We start from the raw sequence: 15,125 nt of genomic DNA, 5'->3' as shown, positions 1-15,125 counted from the left end.
GTGCGCGACACGGGCACCTCAGAGAATGTTCACAACGGTGATGTTGTGCTGGGCGACGACTGGGTCGCCCCCAAAAGCACTGTGTCGCAGGAACTGCGCGTCAAACGCGCACGGCGCAGCGTCTTTTCACTGCGCGGCTCACCGCTGACCCGCAAGATCATCACCTTCAACCTGATCGCGCTGATCATTCTGGTGGCTGGCATTCTCTATCTGAACGATGCCCGCGACGGGCTGGTGGTGCAGCGCGCCGGGGCGATGGTTGGCGAAACTCAGCTGATCGCCGATGTTTTCGAGGCACAGATCACCGATACCTCGCCCGTCAACCTTGCCACCGGTGACGGGTTCGATGTTGGCGCGACGCTCGAGGGTCTGACGCTGCGGCGCGGAGCCGAAGTATTTGTCTTCGACATGGCGCAAAACCTTGTCGGGCAGACCAAAGGGATCAGGATTCACCCCGAGCTCGAGGCGCTGAACCGCGATGTGGTGGGCACAACCATCATTACCGACACGCTTAGCGCGCTGTGGGGCGGGGTGTCGTCGGTGTTTGCCGGACGGCCGCAGGCCGCGGCCCCGCCGCTGGACCAGCAGATCGCCAAACTGGTGCCGGATGCTCTGCAAGGCGAAAGCCGGATCGAGACCGTTCTGAACACCGCGGGTGGCACGGTGATCGCCGCGGCGACGCCGATCCTGCAAGGTGGCCGCCCTATTGGCGCCGTGGCGATGGCCAGCCCGGCGGGCGAGATCGACGCGCTTGCGCGCCGGGATCGCGAAAGGGTGCTGCAAATGTTCGTCGTCGCTCTCCTGGTTTCGATCGGTCTCAGCCTCGTGCTTGCCTCGACCATCGCCAATCCTCTGGCTGATCTGGCCGAAGCGGCAGAGCTGGGGCGGGACCGAAACTCGCGCCAGATGAACCCGGGCCGCATCCGTATCCCCGACCTGTCAGCACGCCCCGACGAGATCGGTCGCCTCAGTCGCGCCCTGCGCGGGATGGTCTCGGCGCTTTACAACCGGATCGACGGCAACGAGCAGTTCGCCGCAGATGTCGCGCACGAAATCAAGAACCCGCTGGCCAGCCTGCAATCCGCCGTCGGCACCCTGCGCATGGTCAAGCGAGAGGATCAGCGCGACAAGCTTCTGTCGGTGATCGAACATGATGTGCGCCGTCTCGACCGTCTGGTCAGCGACATCTCCAACGCCTCGCGGCTGGATGCCGAACTGGTCAAGGAAGAAGAGAAATCCTTCAACCTGATCGCGATGCTCGACAATCTTAACCAGTACCTGGGCGAGGATGCGCATTCCAAAGGTATCGACTATATCACCGACATGCCGCCCGATCCGATCGTCATTCAGGGGCTCGAGGCGCGGCTGGCGCAGGTGTTTGTCAACCTGATCACCAACGCGATCTCCTTCTGCGAAGACGGCGACGCCATCCGCGTCTGGGCGCGGCGGCGTGCCAATCGTGTGCTGGTGGTGGTCGAGGATACCGGCCCCGGTATCCCGGACGAAGCGCTGGCCAAGATCTTCAAACGCTTCTACTCGCAGCGCCCCGAAGAGCATTTTGGCAACAATTCGGGTCTGGGGCTGGCCATCTCGAAACAGATCGTCGAGGCCCATGGCGGCGTGATCTGGGCCGAAAACATCCGCCCGACCGAGGCCGACGTTGCCTCGGACCCGCTCGGCGCCCGCTTTGTCGTGGGCTTGCCGGTCTGATCCATGACACCGCCGGCGTTGGCCAACTTTGACACCGGCGAAACAGCCATCGTTCACGCCTCCTGTGTCGCGCTTTCCGGGCGCGCGCTGCTGATCGTCGGGGCCTCGGGCAGCGGCAAGTCGGCATTGGCGCTCGATCTCATGGCGCTGGGTGCGGGGCTGATCTCCGATGACAGGGTGGCGCTGCGCCGCATGGTATCCTCGGTCATTGCCACCGCCGCGCCCGAGATCGGCGGCCTGATCGAGGCGCGCGGCCTGGGCCTGCTGCATGTGTCGGCCCAGGCTCCCACCCCGCTGGCCTGGGTGCTGGACCTTGATCGGCAAGAGCCACAGCGCTTGCCGCCACACCGGGAAATCCGCCTCCTGGGACATTCCGTTCCCTTGCTTTTCCGCCCACCTTTGCCCCATTTGGCTCCATCTCTGGCGCAACTGCTGAAAGCCGGGCGCGCCGCCCCTGATGGAACGGACCGATGACACAGGTATCGCAGCTCGTATTGGTGACCGGTCCCTCGGGCGCGGGGCGCTCGACCGCGATCCATGTGCTCGAAGATTTGGGCTTCGAGGCGATCGACAACCTGCCCATGGGCCTCTTGCTGCGGCTCCTGGACGGTCCTGCCCTCGATCGCCCGCTCGCGCTGGGCATCGACGTCCGCAATCGCGACTTCTCCAGCGACGGGTTTCTTGACCTGCTCAAGAAACTGGGCGCCATCGACGGGCTGAACGTCACCACGCTCTATCTGGATTGCAGTGTCGAGGTCCTGCTGCGCCGCTTCTCGGAAACACGCCGCCGCCACCCGATGGCGCAGGGCGCAAGCCCCGAGGCGGGCGTTGCCCGCGAACTGGACCTGCTGCAACCCATCCGCGGCGTCGCGGATACGCTGATCGACACATCGATGATGAACGTCCACCAGTTGCGCGCCGAGGTCGAGCGCTGGTTCGCCCCCTCCGAGGGGCGTCAACTGGCGGTTTCCATCGAAAGTTTCTCGTACAAGCGCGGCTTGCCGCGCAGCCTGGACATGGTGTTCGATTGCCGTTTCCTGGCCAACCCGCATTGGGAACCGGCGCTCCGCGCGGCGGACGGACGGGACCCGGCGGTCGCCGCTTTTGTCGGGGCCGACCCGCAATACGGGCCGTTCTTTGACCGGGTCACGGACATGCTGATTTCCCTGCTGCCGGCGTTCCGCAGCGAGGGAAAGGCGCATCTCAGCGTCGGGTTTGGTTGTACCGGCGGGCAACACCGTTCGGTCACGCTCGCCGAAGCGGTCGCAAAGACCCTTGCAGAGGCGGGCCAGCAAGTGTCAATTAGGCACCGCGAGATGGAACGCCGCAGAATGGATGTGAGGCCGGATTGATCGGGATTGTGATCGTTGCACATGGTGGACTGGCCAAGGAGTATCTGGCCGCGATGCAGCATGTGGTCGGCCAGCAACCCGGACTGGCGGCCATCACCATCGAGGCCGATCATGATCGGGAGGCCAAGCAGCAGGAAATCATCGCGGCTGCTGACGCGGTCGATACCGGTAGCGGTGTGGTCGTGGTGACCGACCTCTTTGGCGGCTCTCCGTCAAATCTCAGCCTCCGGGCCTGTGCCCCGGCGAACCGGCGCATTCTTTATGGTGCCAACCTGCCGATGCTGATCAAGCTGGCCAAGAGCCGCCATCTGCCGGTGGGCGATGCGGTGCGCGCCGCGATGGAGGCGGGCCGCAAGTACATCAACACTCAAAACGTTTCCTTCGATTGACCCTGGACGGATTTGCATGGCGCGACGCAGTTTGAAAATCATCAATGAAAAGGGCCTGCACGCCCGGGCCTCGGCCAAGCTGGTCGAGGTTGTCGAAGGGTTTGACGCCACCGCCGAGGTTTCGCGCGACGGGCTTTCGGCCTCGGGCGACAGCATCATGGGCCTTTTGATGTTGGCAGCATCGCGCGGAACCACTATTGACGTCGAAACGGACGGGCCCGATGCCGATGCCCTGGCGGATGCGCTGGAGGCTCTGGTCAACGACAGGTTCGGCGAAGGCCACTGACCACTCCGCGCAAGCGGTGCGAAGAACGGAAAAACACGCATTGGCGGAAACCGCGCATAACGACAAGTCGACCGGATCGGTGGACCAACCCGCACCGGAGGGCGAGATCTATGACCGCCGGACGCTGACCTATGCCAATTCCTTCGATGATCCCTGGACCAGCTTCGCAATTCGCGCCATCGAATGGTTTACCGGCAAGCTGACGATCCTGCGGATGGTCAGCCGGTTCGAGAAGCAGAACGAGAAGTATCGCGGCCAAAAATTCTGGGGCGGCGCGCTTGGCATCATGGGTATCGACCTGCTGACCCCCGCCGAGCAGATCGCCCGCATCCCGCGCGAGGGGCCGGTGGTGGTGGTGGCCAACCATCCCCATGGCATGGTCGACGGCATGATCCTGGCCGAGCTCATCGGCCGCGTCCGGCAGGATTACCGCATCCTCACCCGTTCGGTGTTGACCGGGCTGGACGAGGCCGCGACCAGTTTCATGATCCCGGTGCCGTTCCCGCACGACCCCGAGGCGCAGCGCAAGATGGTCGAGATGCGCGCCAGGGCGATGGAGCATCTCAAGGCCGGCGGGGTGGTGGCGCTGTTCCCCTCAGGCGTGGTAATGTCCTCGGACAGCTGGTGGGGCAAACCGATCGAGCGCGAATGGAACGTGTTCACCGCGCAGATGATCCGCCGCTCCGGCGCCCGGGTGGTGCCGATCTACTTCCCCGGCCGCAATTCGCGCGCCTATCAGATCGCCTGTCAGGTTTCGCCGATCCTGCGCCAGGGTCTGCTGCTGCACGAGATCGTGCGCTCCTGCAAGAAACCGCAGGCACCGGTGATCGGCGAACCGGTCTCTGAAGCCGATATGGAGCTGCTGGGCCGCGATCCGCGCGGTTTCATGGCATGGCTGCGCCGCCACACGCTGTCTCTCGGCGACAAGTCCTGACCCCAGGCTTCATTTCGCTAAAAATACTCCGGGGGAGCCGCCCGGAACGGGCGGCGGGGCAGCGCCCCCTCAGCGCGTCGGAACCGGCACCTCGCCGCGATAGTCGTAGAACCCGCGCTGGGTCTTGCGGCCCAGCCAGCCCGCCTCAACATATTTGGTCAGCAAGGGGCAGGGGCGGTACTTGGTATCGGCCAGCCCGTCATGCAGCACGTTCATGATCGCCAGACAGGTATCCAGCCCGATGAAATCGGCCAGTTCCAGCGGTCCCATCGGGTGATTGGCGCCCAGCTTCATCGACTCGTCGATGGAGCGCACGTTGCCTACCCCTTCATAGAGCGTATAGACCGCCTCGTTGATCATCGGCATCAGGATGCGGTTGACGATGAAGGCCGGGAAGTCCTCGGCGCTGGCTGCGGTCTTGCCCAACTTGTCGACCACCGCCTTGCAGGCGGCAAAGGTCTCCTCGTCGGTGGCGATGCCGCGGATCAGCTCCACCAGCTGCATCACCGGCACCGGGTTCATGAAATGGAACCCCATGAACCGCTCGGGCCGGTCGGTCCGGCTGGCCAGCCGGGTGATCGAGATCGAGGAGGTGTTCGACGTCAGGATCGTATGCGGCAGCAGATGCGGTTGCAGATCCTCAAAGATCGCCTGCTTGATGGTCTCGCGCTCTGTAGCGGCTTCGATCACCAGATCGGTCTTGCCGATATCGGCCAGCGTCAGCGTGGTCGAGATCCGCGCCAGCGCGGCCTCCATCTCGTCTTCGCCGATCTTGCCGCGGCTGGCCTGGCGCGCCATGTTGCCGCGAACAATGGTCAGAGCATTGTCCAGCGCCTGCTGGCTGACATCACTGAGCAGCACGTCATAGCCCGCAAGGGCCATCACATGAGCAATCCCGTTGCCCATCTGCCCCGCCCCGATCACCCCGACCTTCTGAATGTCCATCGCTGTTCTGCCCCTGCTTGCGTTGCCGCGACCATATCGGCAGGCCGGGGGCGGCGGCAAGGGGGCGCGACCCGATCAATTCGCTTCAAATCCGCGCATTAGGCGAATCGCAACGGTTGGGGCGGCAAGGTGACCATCGGGTGAAAATTAGGAATGGTGGGAGCCATGAGTTATGAATTGCCGGGCGCGGGGGCGCCCGATGCCGTAACCTGTCGGTATGGCGTGTCCAAGCTGCGCTTTCGCGGCCCGTGCCGCGATCTTGCGGCCCCCTATCTGGCCTGTATCGGTGGCAGCGAAACCTATGGCCGCTTTGTTGCCGCCCCCTATTCGGCGCTGTTGGAGGCACGCCTGGGCGAGGCCTGCGTCAACCTCGGCAGTGTCAACAGCGGGCTCGATGCTCTGTTGCACGACCCCGAGCTGTCGCGCATCGCCACGGGGGCCGAGGCCTGCATCCTGCAACTGCCTGCCGCGCACAACCTGTCGAACCGGCTCTACCGGGTGCATCCGCGCCGCAACGACCGGTTCCTCCAGGCCTCGCCGCTGCTGGCGCGCCTGTATGACGAGGTGGATTTCACCGAGTTTCATTTCAATAAGCACATGCTGGGTCGGCTCCACACGGTGTCGCCGGACCGTTTCGCAACCGTCCGGACCGAGCTGCAACAGGCCTGGTCGGCGCGAATGCGCAGCCTGATCGACGCTTTTGGTGGTCGCGTGATCCTGCTCTGGCTGCGTTACAAACACATGCGCCCCGACGATCCGGCCGAGGCGCTGGGCACCGAACCGCTGATGGTCACGCCCGAGATGGTCGCGGCCCTGTCGCCTGCGGCGTTGGACACCGTCGAGGTCCGGGTGCAGATGGCGGGCCAATCGGACGAGCTGGACGACATGATCTTCGGAATGCTGCAAGAACCCGCCGCCGAACACATGATCGGCCCGGCGACGCATCGCCTCATCGCGGACAGGCTGTTTCGGGCCTTGCAGGATCTCGACACTTGAAACGCGAAAGGCCCGCCATGTGGCGGGCCTTTGCAAGTTCTTGCCGAAAAATCTGGTCCCGGTCTCAACCGAGCTTTTCGGTCAGTTCCGGTACCGCCTGGAACAGGTCGGCCACGAGGCCGAAGTCCGCGACCTGGAAGATCGGCGCTTCTTCGTCCTTGTTGATGGCGACGATGATCTTGGAGTCCTTCATGCCGGCCAGGTGCTGGATCGCACCCGAGATGCCAACCGCGACGTAGAGCTGCGGCGCCACGACCTTGCCGGTCTGGCCCACCTGCCAGTCGTTCGGGGCATAGCCCGAATCGACCGCCGCGCGGGATGCGCCAACAGCGGCGCCCAGCTTGTCTGCCAGGCCTTCGATCAGCTTGAAGTCCGCTTCCGAACCCACGCCACGACCGCCCGAAACGACGATCCCGGCCGAGGTCAGTTCGGGGCGGTCAGAGGCGGCAACCTTATCCTCGACCCACTCGCTCAGGCCCGGGTTGGCGCCGACCGAGATGGTCTCGACCGGGGCGGACCCGCCCTGACCTGCGGCATCGAAGGTCGAGGTGCGGAAGGTGATGACCTTCTTGGCATCCTTCGACTTGACGGTCTGCACCGCGTTGCCGGCATAGATCGGACGCTCGAAGGTCGAACCGTCGACCACGCCGGACACGTCCGAGATCACCATCGCGTCCAGCAGCGCGGCCACGCGCGGCATCACGTTCTTGGCATCGGTGGTGGCGGGGGCAGCGATATGCTCGTAGCCATCGGCGAGGCTCACGATCAGCGCGGCGGTTGCTTCGGCCAGGCGATGGCCCAGCGAGGCATCCTCGGCGACCAGCACCTTCGACACGCCGTCGATTTTAGCGGCGGCTTCACCGGCGGCTGCGGCGGATGCGCCTGCGGCCAGAACGGTCACATCACCCAGCGCCTTGGCGGCGCTCACCGCCTTGGCGGTTGCGTCGACCGACAGTTCGCCACCGGTCACTTCGGCAAGGAGAAGAACAGCCATTACACAGCCCCCGCTTCTTTCAGTTTCGCAACCAGCTCGTCGACCGAGCCGACGATGATGCCCGCGGCGCGCGCCGGCGGCTCTGCGGTCTTGACGATTTCCAGGCGCGGGGTGACATCGACGCCGTAATCGGCGGCGGTTTTCTCATCCAGCGGCTTTTTCTTCGCCTTCATGATGTTGGGCAGCGACGCATAGCGCGGCTCGTTCAGGCGCAGGTCAACGGTGATGATAGCGGGCATCTTGACCTTGATGGTCTGCAGGCCGCCATCCACCTCGCGGGTGACCAGCGCGTGATCGCCCTCGACGCTCAGTTCCGAGGCAAAGGTGCCCTGGGACCAGCCCAAGAGAGCCGACAGCATCTGTCCGGTGGCGTTCATGTCGTTGTCGATCGCCTGTTTACCAGCCAGAACGAGGCCCGGCTGCTCTTCCTCGACCACCTTGGCCAGGATCTTGGCCACAGCCAGCGGCTCGATATCGGTGTGCACGTCATCGGCAGCCACCACCAGGATGGCGCGGTCGGCGCCCATGGCCAGCGCGGTGCGCAGGGTTTCCTGCGCCTGCTTGACGCCGATCGAGACCACGACGATCTCATCGGCCTTGCCTGCTTCCTTCAGGCGGATGGCCTCTTCGACGGCAATCTCGTCGAACGGGTTCATCGACATCTTCACATTGGCGAGATCGACACCCGATCCGTCCGCTTTGACGCGAACCTTCACGTTGTAGTCGATCACGCGCTTGACGGGTACCAGGACCTTCATCTCTGCGTTTTCTCCTTCAAAAACGGCAAGCCGCCATGCGACTCCCAATGCTCTCGCCGCGTTTGATAGCGACTTGACGCGCGCCGGGACAGGGCAAAATCGTCACGTCATGTGCAATCGACGTCGCGTTTTCGCCAATTCTCGTGCCGCATGGGAAATTTTGTTACCCTCCCGACAGGGCAATGCCGGGGGGAGAGGATGGAAAAGGTCGACGGGTTCGGGGGCTTCTTTTTCAGGGCGAAAGACCCAAAGGCGCTGGCCGACTGGTACCAGCGGCATCTGGGGATCGACCCGGCTCCGGGCGGTTACTCAGGGCGCTGTTGGGAACAGGCGCCGGGTGCGACAATTTTCGCCCCCTTTGCCCAGGATACCGAATAATTTGGTGATCCGGACAAGAGCTTCATGCTGAACTTCCGGGTCGGTGACCTGGAAGCGATGATCGCGCAGTTGCGCGCGGCCGGGATCGAGGTGCAACCAGATCCGGGTTCACCTTATCCAAACGGCCATTTCGCCCGGCTCACCGATGCCGAGGGCAATCCGACCGCACTCTGGCAGCCGGCCTGACACGGGCGGACCCAAAAAGTTCGAATTTTTTGGCAAAAATTCTTCCTCAAGAATTTTCTCGCTGCTCCGAGGTTACGAAAAGGTTTCGGGGCCAAGGCGCCGCTCGGCGGTTCGCCCTTCCCGTCGCCGGGCCGTCCACCGGGCGCCCCGCCGCTTCGCTATGCTCAGCGGTTCGCCCTTCCCGTCGCCGGGTCGTCCACCGGACGTCCCGCCGCCTCGCTATGCTCAGCGGTTCGCGCTTCCCGTCGCCGGGCCGTCCACCGGACGTCCCGCCGCCTCGCTATGCTCAGCGGTTCGCCCTTCCCGTCGCCGGGCCGTCCACCGGGCGCCCCGCCGCTTCGCTATGCTCAGCGGTTCGCTCCGGGAACCCACAAGACATCGTCCTTGCCGCCGTTGTTGGCGGTGCGGGCGGCGACGAAGAACCAGTCGCTCAGGCGGTTGAGATAGGTGATGGCCTCGGGGTTCACCGTCTCGCTTCCCGCCAGTTCCACCGCCAGCCGTTCGGCGCGCCGGGCCACGGTGCGACAGACATGCAGATGCGCGGCCAGCGCCGCCCCACCCGGCAGGATGAAACTGCGCAGCGGGTCGAGAGCGGCGTTCATTGCGTCGATCTCCGCTTCCAGCCGGGCCACCTGGCTGGCGGCCATGCGCAGCGGCGGGTACTCCGCCTGCGCATCCTTCTCCATATCCGGGCGGCACAGGTCCGCGCCCAGGTCGAAGAGATCGTTCTGGATATGCGACAGCGCCTTGTCCATCTCTCCCTCGGCCGCCAGCCGCGCCACGCCCACAAAGCTGTTCAGCTCGTCTACCGTGCCATAGGCGGTCACCCGGTCCGAGTATTTGGCGACCCGATCGCCATTGCCCAGGGCGGTCTGCCCCTTGTCGCCAGTGCGGGTGTAGATCTTGTTCAGGACCACCATGGATCAGTTCCCCGTGCCGCGCAGATAGACATAGAGCACAATCAGAACGACCGCGATGAACTGCATCAACAGGCGCAGCTGCATCATCTTGTTGCCGTACTTGGCGTTGAACGCGCCGCCTTTGGCAAATCCGCCCAGCCCGATCATCAGAACAACAACGACCGAAGCCATTGCCATCAGCAGCACGATCATCAACAGGTCCATCTGGCGCCTCGCCTTTTCAGTTTCATCGTTGCCGGTGATCTAGCCGGGCGCGGCGCAAAAGCGAACCGCTTTTTCGGCTCAGACGCGCCCCAGCACCAGATCGCTCAGCCGCGTGGGCAGGATTCGGCGCAGGATTCCGGCGATATAGGTCGGCGTGGTGACATAATAGCGCGCCGCCGGCCGCCGCGCCTCCAGCGCCCGGATCAGTTTGGCCGTCACCGCCGAGGGCGGCAGTTCGAACCGGTCCGGCCCGCGATCCTCATACAGCCGTTTCAGCAACCCGCCCTCGTACTTGTCCCGCAGAGCCGAGTTCTGCCAGTCGATGAACCGCTCGAAATGGGGTATCGCCTTTTCCCGCAGTTTCGAGGTGATCGGCCCCGGCTCGATCAGCACTACGTGAATGCCGGTGCCCTTCAGTTCCAGCCGCAGCGTGTCGCTCAACCCTTCCAGCGCGAATTTGGTCGCCGTATAGGCGCCGCGCCAGGGATAGGCCACCAGCCCCAGAACCGACGAGCATTGCACGATCCGCCCATGCCCCTGTGCCCGCATCACCGGGATCACCAGGCGCGTCAACTCGTGCCAGCCAAAGAAGTTTGCCTCGAAGATATGCCGCAGTCCTTCGGTCGGCACGTCCTCGACCGCGCCGGGCATGCCAAACGCCCCGTTGTTGAACAGCGCGTCCAGCGTGCCGCCGGTTGCGGCCAGAACCTCGCTCAGCCCGGCAGAGATGCTGTCGGCATCGGCATAGTCGATCCGTGGGCTTTCGAACCCCTGCGCCCGTAGCCGGTCACAGTCGCGCTGCTGCCGACAAGAGGCAAAGACCCGCCAGCCCTGCGCCCGCAAACCATGCGCGGCCGCCAGACCGATGCCCGACGAACAGCCGGTAATAAGAATGGATTTTGACATTGTGAATGACCGCACCGCCCCAAGTTTTGCCCAGTGCTAGGCGCTGGGCTGGCTCACGGCAATGCTTCCGGTGCCTCAATTCGACTTTTTGCTGACAAGTGATGCGGCGATCCAGCCGATCTGTTGTTCCGGCAACACACGCAGCCGCAACCAGCCGGTGCCGGTGTCGTCCAGCACCTCGACCTTGTGGCCGATGGTCAGCCGGGCGACAACCGGATAAATGGTGCCGGGACCGTCACGCATGTTCACCCGCGCCGCCGCCACCTCGCGCAGGTCCGGGGCAGGGGCTGCGATCACATCCGGCTGGGCCTCGTCCTGTTCGGGGCCGGGCTCGGTCGGTTCCACGCGGAACGACAGCGCGCCCTGTTCCAGCGAGGCCAGCGTGATCGTCTTGCCCGGATCGACTTCGAACAGGGACAACCCCTTGCCCAGGCTCGCGCGCGAACGGGCCAGCACCGCCAGCCGCTCCTCCGAGGTCAGCTCGCTCATCGCGGCTGTCTCTTCCTGCACCGCCGGTTCCGGCTTGCGAGGCGTCAGCTTGACCTTGGCCACCAATGTCGCGGCTTCGGTCCTGACCAGCGGCGCGGCGGGTTTTTCCGGAACAGCGGCAGCCTGTTCCACCTTGGGTGCGCGGATACCGCGCGGCTCGAAATCCTCGCCCCCGCTGAGCTCCCAGAAAGCCCAGCCGAGAAACAGAAATGAAATGATGACAAAGCGCATTGCACGCGCCTCCCGGAACTCCAGCGAACAAAATCCGATGACAAAAACCGGCCGCAGACTGACCGGGTGAATCTTAGCATAGCCGTCAGGATGAGTCTAAAAAGGGATAAAACCTTTGGGTTTTCCCCGCGACTGTCCAGAAACCCCGACTTGTCCCCAGCAAATTCCGCGCCTGTTGCTTTACCAGAAACGACAGAGCGCGTATCACATCATCTATGAGCGAAACGATCGACGACCCCAACATGAAGGAAGACGGCGGTGGGCACGAGGTGGCCGAACCGCTGCGCCGCGCCATTGGCGAGCGGTATCTGACCTATGCGCTGAGCACGATCATGCACCGGGCACTGCCCGATGCGCGCGACGGGCTGAAGCCGGTACACCGCCGGATTCTCTATGCCATGCGCGAATTGCGACTCAGTTCCGGGGGCGGGTTCCGCAAGTCGGCCAAGATCTCGGGCGACGTGATGGGTAACTATCACCCGCATGGGGATGCCGCGATCTATGATGCGATGGCGCGTCTGGCGCAGGATTTCAACGTCCGCTACCCGCTGGTCGACGGGCAGGGCAATTTCGGCAATATAGACGGCGACAACCCGGCCGCCAGCCGATACACCGAAGCGCGGATGACCATCGTGGCCGAAGCGCTGCTGGATGGTCTGAACGAGGATGCGGTCGATTTCCGTGACAACTATGATGGCACCCTTTCCGAACCGGTGGTGTTGCCCGCGCAGTTTCCGAACCTCTTGGCCAATGGCAGCAGCGGCATCGCCGTGGGGATGGCCACCAACATTCCGCCCCATAACATCGCCGAGCTGTGCGACGCCTGCCTGCATCTGATCAAGACGCCCGATGCGCGTGACGACACGCTGTTGAACTATGTGCCCGGCCCCGATTTCCCCACCGGCGGCATCATCGTCGAACCGGCCGAAAGCATCGCCCAGGCCTATCGCACCGGGCGCGGTTCCTTCCGCCTGCGCTGCAAATACGAGGTCGAGGATCTGGGCCGCGGCCAGTGGCAGATCGTGGTCACCGAAATCCCTTATCAGGTCCAGAAATCGAAGCTGATCGAGAAACTGGCCGAGGTCATCCAGACCAAGAAAGTGCCGATCCTCGCCGATGTCCGCGACGAGAGCGCCGACGACATCCGCGTCGTGCTGGAGCCGCGCACCAAGAACGTGGATCCCGAGGTGCTGATGGGGATGCTCTACCGCAACTCGGATCTCGAGGTGCGGTTCAGTCTGAACATGAACGTGCTGATCGACGGGGTCACGCCCAAGGTCTGCTCGATGAAGGAGGTGCTGCGCGCCTTTCTGGATCACCGGCAAGAGGTGCTCCTGCGTCGCTCGCGCCACCGGCTGGGCAAGATCGACCACCGGCTCGAAGTGCTCGAAGGCTTCATCATCGCCTTCCTCAATCTCGACCGGGTGATCGACATCATCCGCTACGACGAGGATCCCAAGGCCGCGTTGATGCGCGAGGAATGGGGCATCGACCACCCCCGTGCGCTGAACGAGGGTGATTATGTCTCGCCCGCGCCGGGCGAGGGCGAGCTGAGCGAGGTGCAGGCCGAGGCGATCCTCAACATGCGCCTGCGCAGCCTGCGCCGACTGGAAGAGATTGAACTGATCCGCGAGCGCGACGCCCTGATGGCCGAGCGCGCCGAGATCGAGGACCTGCTGGCCGATCCCGCCCTGCAATGGGCGCGCATCTCGGAGCAGTTGAAAGAGACGAGAAAGACCTTCGGCAAGGACTTTCCCGGCGGCGCCCGCCGCACCCGCTTTGCCGAGGCGGGCGAAGTCGAAGAAGTGCCGCTGGAGGCGATGATCGAACGCGAGCCGATCACCGTGGTCTGTTCGCAGATGGGCTGGATCCGCGCCATGACCGGCCATATCGACCTGACCCGCGAGTTGAAGTTCAAGGATGGCGACGGCCCGCGCTTCATCTTCCACGCCGAAACCACCGACAAGCTCCTGGTCTTTGCCTCGAACGGGCGGTTCTACACCGTCGGCGCCTCGAACCTGCCCGGCGGGCGTGGCATGGGCGAACCCCTGCGCCTGATGGTCGATCTGCCCAACGAGGCCGAGATCGTCGATATCCTGATCCACCGTCCGGGCCGCAAGCTGATCGTCGCCTCGAACGCCGGTAATGGCTTCCTCGTGCCCGAAGAGGACGTGCTGGCCCAGACCCGCACCGGCAAGCAGGTGCTCAATGTCGGCGCCGACGAGCGCGCGCTGATCTGCCACCCGGTCCAGGGCGACCATGTGGCCGTGGTGTCGCAGAACGGCAAGTTCCTGGTCTTCCCCATCGCCGAACTGCCCGAGATGGGCCGCGGCAAGGGTGTCCGCCTGCAAAAGTACAACATGGCGCGCGGTCGCCAGGGCACGCTCGAACTCGACGGCGGCCTGTCGGACGTGACCACGTTCAACTGGGACGAGGGGCTGAAATGGTCGATGGGCGGCGACAAGACCCGTCACGAGACCGATCTGGGCCAATGGCTGTCGAAACGCGCCAGCGTCGGCAAGAAACCGCCATACGGCTTCCCCCGCACCTATAGATTCACGTGATCAAAAGGGCGCGATTGGTGAAATCCGGGCGATGCCGCTTGGCATCAGGGGCATCGCTGCGTTACATCCCCTCAAACCCGAGGCCTGTCGAGACCTGCTCATGATCCGTATTCTTGCCCTGTTGACCGGGATGGCCCTGCTGGCCGCCTGCACCGCCGCGACCCCCGAAGAGCCGCTCGAGGATCTCGGCGAATTCAAGCTGGGCCATTATGTGGTCTTTGCCGGCAAGGCGCAAAAGGGCCCGATCTCGCGCGATGCCACCGCCGAGGAATGGGAGGCCGCGCTGAAGACCGCCGTTGGCGAACGGTTCCCGCAATACCAGGGCTCGCAATTCTACCATCTCGGCATCAGCGTCGAGGGCTACATGCTGGCGCCCCCGGGCGTGCCGGTGGTCTACAGCCCGAAATCGGCGCTGATCATCAACGTCACCGTGTGGGACGACGCCACCCAGAGCAAGCTGAACCCCGAGGTCGAACAATTCACCGTGTTCGAGGCCACCACCGGCGAATCCTGGCTGATCGGATCGGGCAATGCCCGCACCCGCGAGGAACAGTTGCTGGGACTGTCGCGCAACGCGGTCGGCGAGATCGAGGACTGGCTGGTCGAGATGCAAAAGGAAAAGGGCTGGTTCAACAAGCGGCCAGAGGCCGCGCCCGCCTCTGACGCGGCGGCCGGGCTGCTGAAACCGCTGGAAGGTTGATAATCGGTCACGATTGGCTTGATTTTCTCCTTTGAACCAAATATCCCGCGCGCGCAGATGCAACCCGGGACCAAGGGTCCCCCAAACCGCAAAAGGGCGCCTGAGGAATGGCAAAGGAAAAGTTCGCGCGTACGAAACCGCACGTCAACATCGGCACGATTGGGCACGTTGACCACGGCAAGA

General features: G+C 64.1%; 18 protein-coding genes. 11 read left to right on the top strand and 7 right to left on the bottom strand.

The window, feature by feature from the left end; translation table 11 throughout:
- The 6 genes from OE747_RS13350 to OE747_RS13325 are packed head-to-tail and all read left to right on the top strand — an operon-like array spanning nucleotide 1 to nucleotide 4,671.
- Nucleotides 1-1,710 (top strand): sensor histidine kinase, encoded by a 1,710-nt coding sequence (locus tag OE747_RS13350; RefSeq protein ID WP_263829085.1) that lies wholly within the window; start codon nucleotides 1-3, stop codon nucleotides 1,708-1,710.
- A 3-nt stretch (nucleotides 1,711-1,713) separates the two neighbouring features.
- The gene (locus OE747_RS13345; protein WP_263829084.1) at nucleotides 1,714-2,184 is read left to right on the top strand and encodes an HPr kinase/phosphorylase; all 471 of its coding nucleotides are present in this window, start codon (nucleotides 1,714-1,716) and stop codon (nucleotides 2,182-2,184) included.
- On the top strand, nucleotides 2,181-3,062 hold the full coding sequence (gene rapZ / locus OE747_RS13340) for an RNase adapter RapZ (RefSeq protein ID WP_263829083.1): 882 nt from the start codon (nucleotides 2,181-2,183) through the stop codon (nucleotides 3,060-3,062). The genes OE747_RS13345 and rapZ overlap by 4 nt, the downstream gene beginning before the upstream one ends.
- On the top strand, nucleotides 3,059-3,451 hold the full coding sequence (locus OE747_RS13335) for a PTS sugar transporter subunit IIA (RefSeq protein WP_263829082.1): 393 nt from the start codon (nucleotides 3,059-3,061) through the stop codon (nucleotides 3,449-3,451). The genes rapZ and OE747_RS13335 overlap by 4 nt, the downstream gene beginning before the upstream one ends.
- 16 nt (nucleotides 3,452-3,467) lie before the next feature.
- Entirely contained in the window at nucleotides 3,468-3,737 is a 270-nt protein-coding gene (locus tag OE747_RS13330) for an HPr family phosphocarrier protein (RefSeq protein WP_164131213.1), read from the top strand.
- Between the two features lie 40 nt (nucleotides 3,738-3,777).
- On the top strand, nucleotides 3,778-4,671 hold the full coding sequence (locus tag OE747_RS13325) for a lysophospholipid acyltransferase family protein (RefSeq protein WP_263829081.1): 894 nt from the start codon (nucleotides 3,778-3,780) through the stop codon (nucleotides 4,669-4,671).
- A gap of 69 nt (nucleotides 4,672-4,740) precedes the next feature.
- Here the strand turns inward: OE747_RS13325 and OE747_RS13320 are convergent, their stop codons facing one another.
- On the bottom strand, nucleotides 4,741-5,616 hold the full coding sequence (locus OE747_RS13320) for a 3-hydroxybutyryl-CoA dehydrogenase (RefSeq protein ID WP_263829080.1): 876 nt from the start codon (nucleotides 5,614-5,616) through the stop codon (nucleotides 4,741-4,743).
- 165 nt (nucleotides 5,617-5,781) lie between these two features.
- Here OE747_RS13320 and OE747_RS13315 point away from each other — a divergent pair, with 165 nt between their 5' ends.
- Nucleotides 5,782-6,612, top strand: coding sequence for a DUF6473 family protein (locus OE747_RS13315; protein ID WP_263829079.1), 831 nt, complete (start codon nucleotides 5,782-5,784; stop codon nucleotides 6,610-6,612).
- A gap of 64 nt (nucleotides 6,613-6,676) precedes the next feature.
- Here the strand turns inward: OE747_RS13315 and OE747_RS13310 are convergent, their stop codons facing one another.
- Nucleotides 6,677-7,606: an electron transfer flavoprotein subunit alpha/FixB family protein gene (locus OE747_RS13310; RefSeq protein WP_263829078.1), complete on the bottom strand. Its 930-nt coding sequence runs from the start codon at nucleotides 7,604-7,606 to the stop codon at nucleotides 6,677-6,679.
- Nucleotides 7,606-8,364 carry an electron transfer flavoprotein subunit beta/FixA family protein gene (locus tag OE747_RS13305; RefSeq protein WP_263829077.1) on the bottom strand — a complete coding sequence of 253 codons (759 nt, stop codon included), beginning with the start codon at nucleotides 8,362-8,364 and terminating at the stop codon, nucleotides 7,606-7,608. Before OE747_RS13305 ends, OE747_RS13310 begins: the two co-directional genes overlap by 1 nt.
- Nucleotides 8,365-8,562: 198 nt before the next feature.
- On the opposite strand from OE747_RS13305, the gene OE747_RS24585 reads away from it, so the two are divergent.
- Nucleotides 8,563-8,742, top strand: coding sequence for a hypothetical protein (locus tag OE747_RS24585; RefSeq protein ID WP_318527314.1), 180 nt, complete (start codon nucleotides 8,563-8,565; stop codon nucleotides 8,740-8,742).
- A 24-nt stretch (nucleotides 8,743-8,766) separates the two neighbouring features.
- Nucleotides 8,767-8,928 carry a VOC family protein gene (locus tag OE747_RS24580; RefSeq protein ID WP_318527313.1) on the top strand — a complete coding sequence of 54 codons (162 nt, stop codon included), beginning with the start codon at nucleotides 8,767-8,769 and terminating at the stop codon, nucleotides 8,926-8,928.
- Between the two features lie 347 nt (nucleotides 8,929-9,275).
- Here the strand turns inward: OE747_RS24580 and OE747_RS13295 are convergent, their stop codons facing one another.
- The 4 genes from OE747_RS13295 to OE747_RS13280 all read right to left on the bottom strand — a co-directional run bounded on the left by OE747_RS13295 (nucleotide 9,276) and on the right by OE747_RS13280 (nucleotide 11,678).
- Nucleotides 9,276-9,848 (bottom strand): cob(I)yrinic acid a,c-diamide adenosyltransferase, encoded by a 573-nt coding sequence (locus tag OE747_RS13295; RefSeq protein WP_263829076.1) that lies wholly within the window; start codon nucleotides 9,846-9,848, stop codon nucleotides 9,276-9,278.
- Between the two features lie 3 nt (nucleotides 9,849-9,851).
- Complete coding sequence (locus OE747_RS13290; RefSeq protein ID WP_263388624.1) at nucleotides 9,852-10,052, bottom strand: twin transmembrane helix small protein; 201 nt, start codon at nucleotides 10,050-10,052, stop codon at nucleotides 9,852-9,854.
- Nucleotides 10,053-10,130: 78 nt separating this feature from the next.
- Entirely contained in the window at nucleotides 10,131-10,958 is an 828-nt protein-coding gene (locus OE747_RS13285) for an SDR family NAD(P)-dependent oxidoreductase (RefSeq protein WP_263829075.1), read from the bottom strand.
- Between the two features lie 75 nt (nucleotides 10,959-11,033).
- Nucleotides 11,034-11,678 (bottom strand): SH3 domain-containing protein, encoded by a 645-nt coding sequence (locus OE747_RS13280; RefSeq protein ID WP_263829074.1) that lies wholly within the window; start codon nucleotides 11,676-11,678, stop codon nucleotides 11,034-11,036.
- A 215-nt stretch (nucleotides 11,679-11,893) separates the two neighbouring features.
- On the opposite strand from OE747_RS13280, the gene OE747_RS13275 reads away from it, so the two are divergent.
- The gene (locus OE747_RS13275; RefSeq protein WP_263829073.1) at nucleotides 11,894-14,242 is read left to right on the top strand and encodes a DNA topoisomerase IV subunit A; all 2,349 of its coding nucleotides are present in this window, start codon (nucleotides 11,894-11,896) and stop codon (nucleotides 14,240-14,242) included.
- Nucleotides 14,243-14,342: 100 nt separating this feature from the next.
- Complete coding sequence (locus OE747_RS13270) at nucleotides 14,343-14,942, top strand: hypothetical protein (protein ID WP_263829072.1); 600 nt, start codon at nucleotides 14,343-14,345, stop codon at nucleotides 14,940-14,942.
- Nucleotides 14,943-15,125 lie beyond the last annotated feature (183 nt).

It is taken from the genome of Ruegeria aquimaris (assembly GCF_025751555.1).
Lineage (GTDB): Bacteria > Pseudomonadota > Alphaproteobacteria > Rhodobacterales > Rhodobacteraceae > Ruegeria_B > Ruegeria_B aquimaris.
The sequence above is the reverse complement of the archived record's forward strand: the minus strand, read 5'-3'. Positions and strand labels throughout refer to the sequence as shown.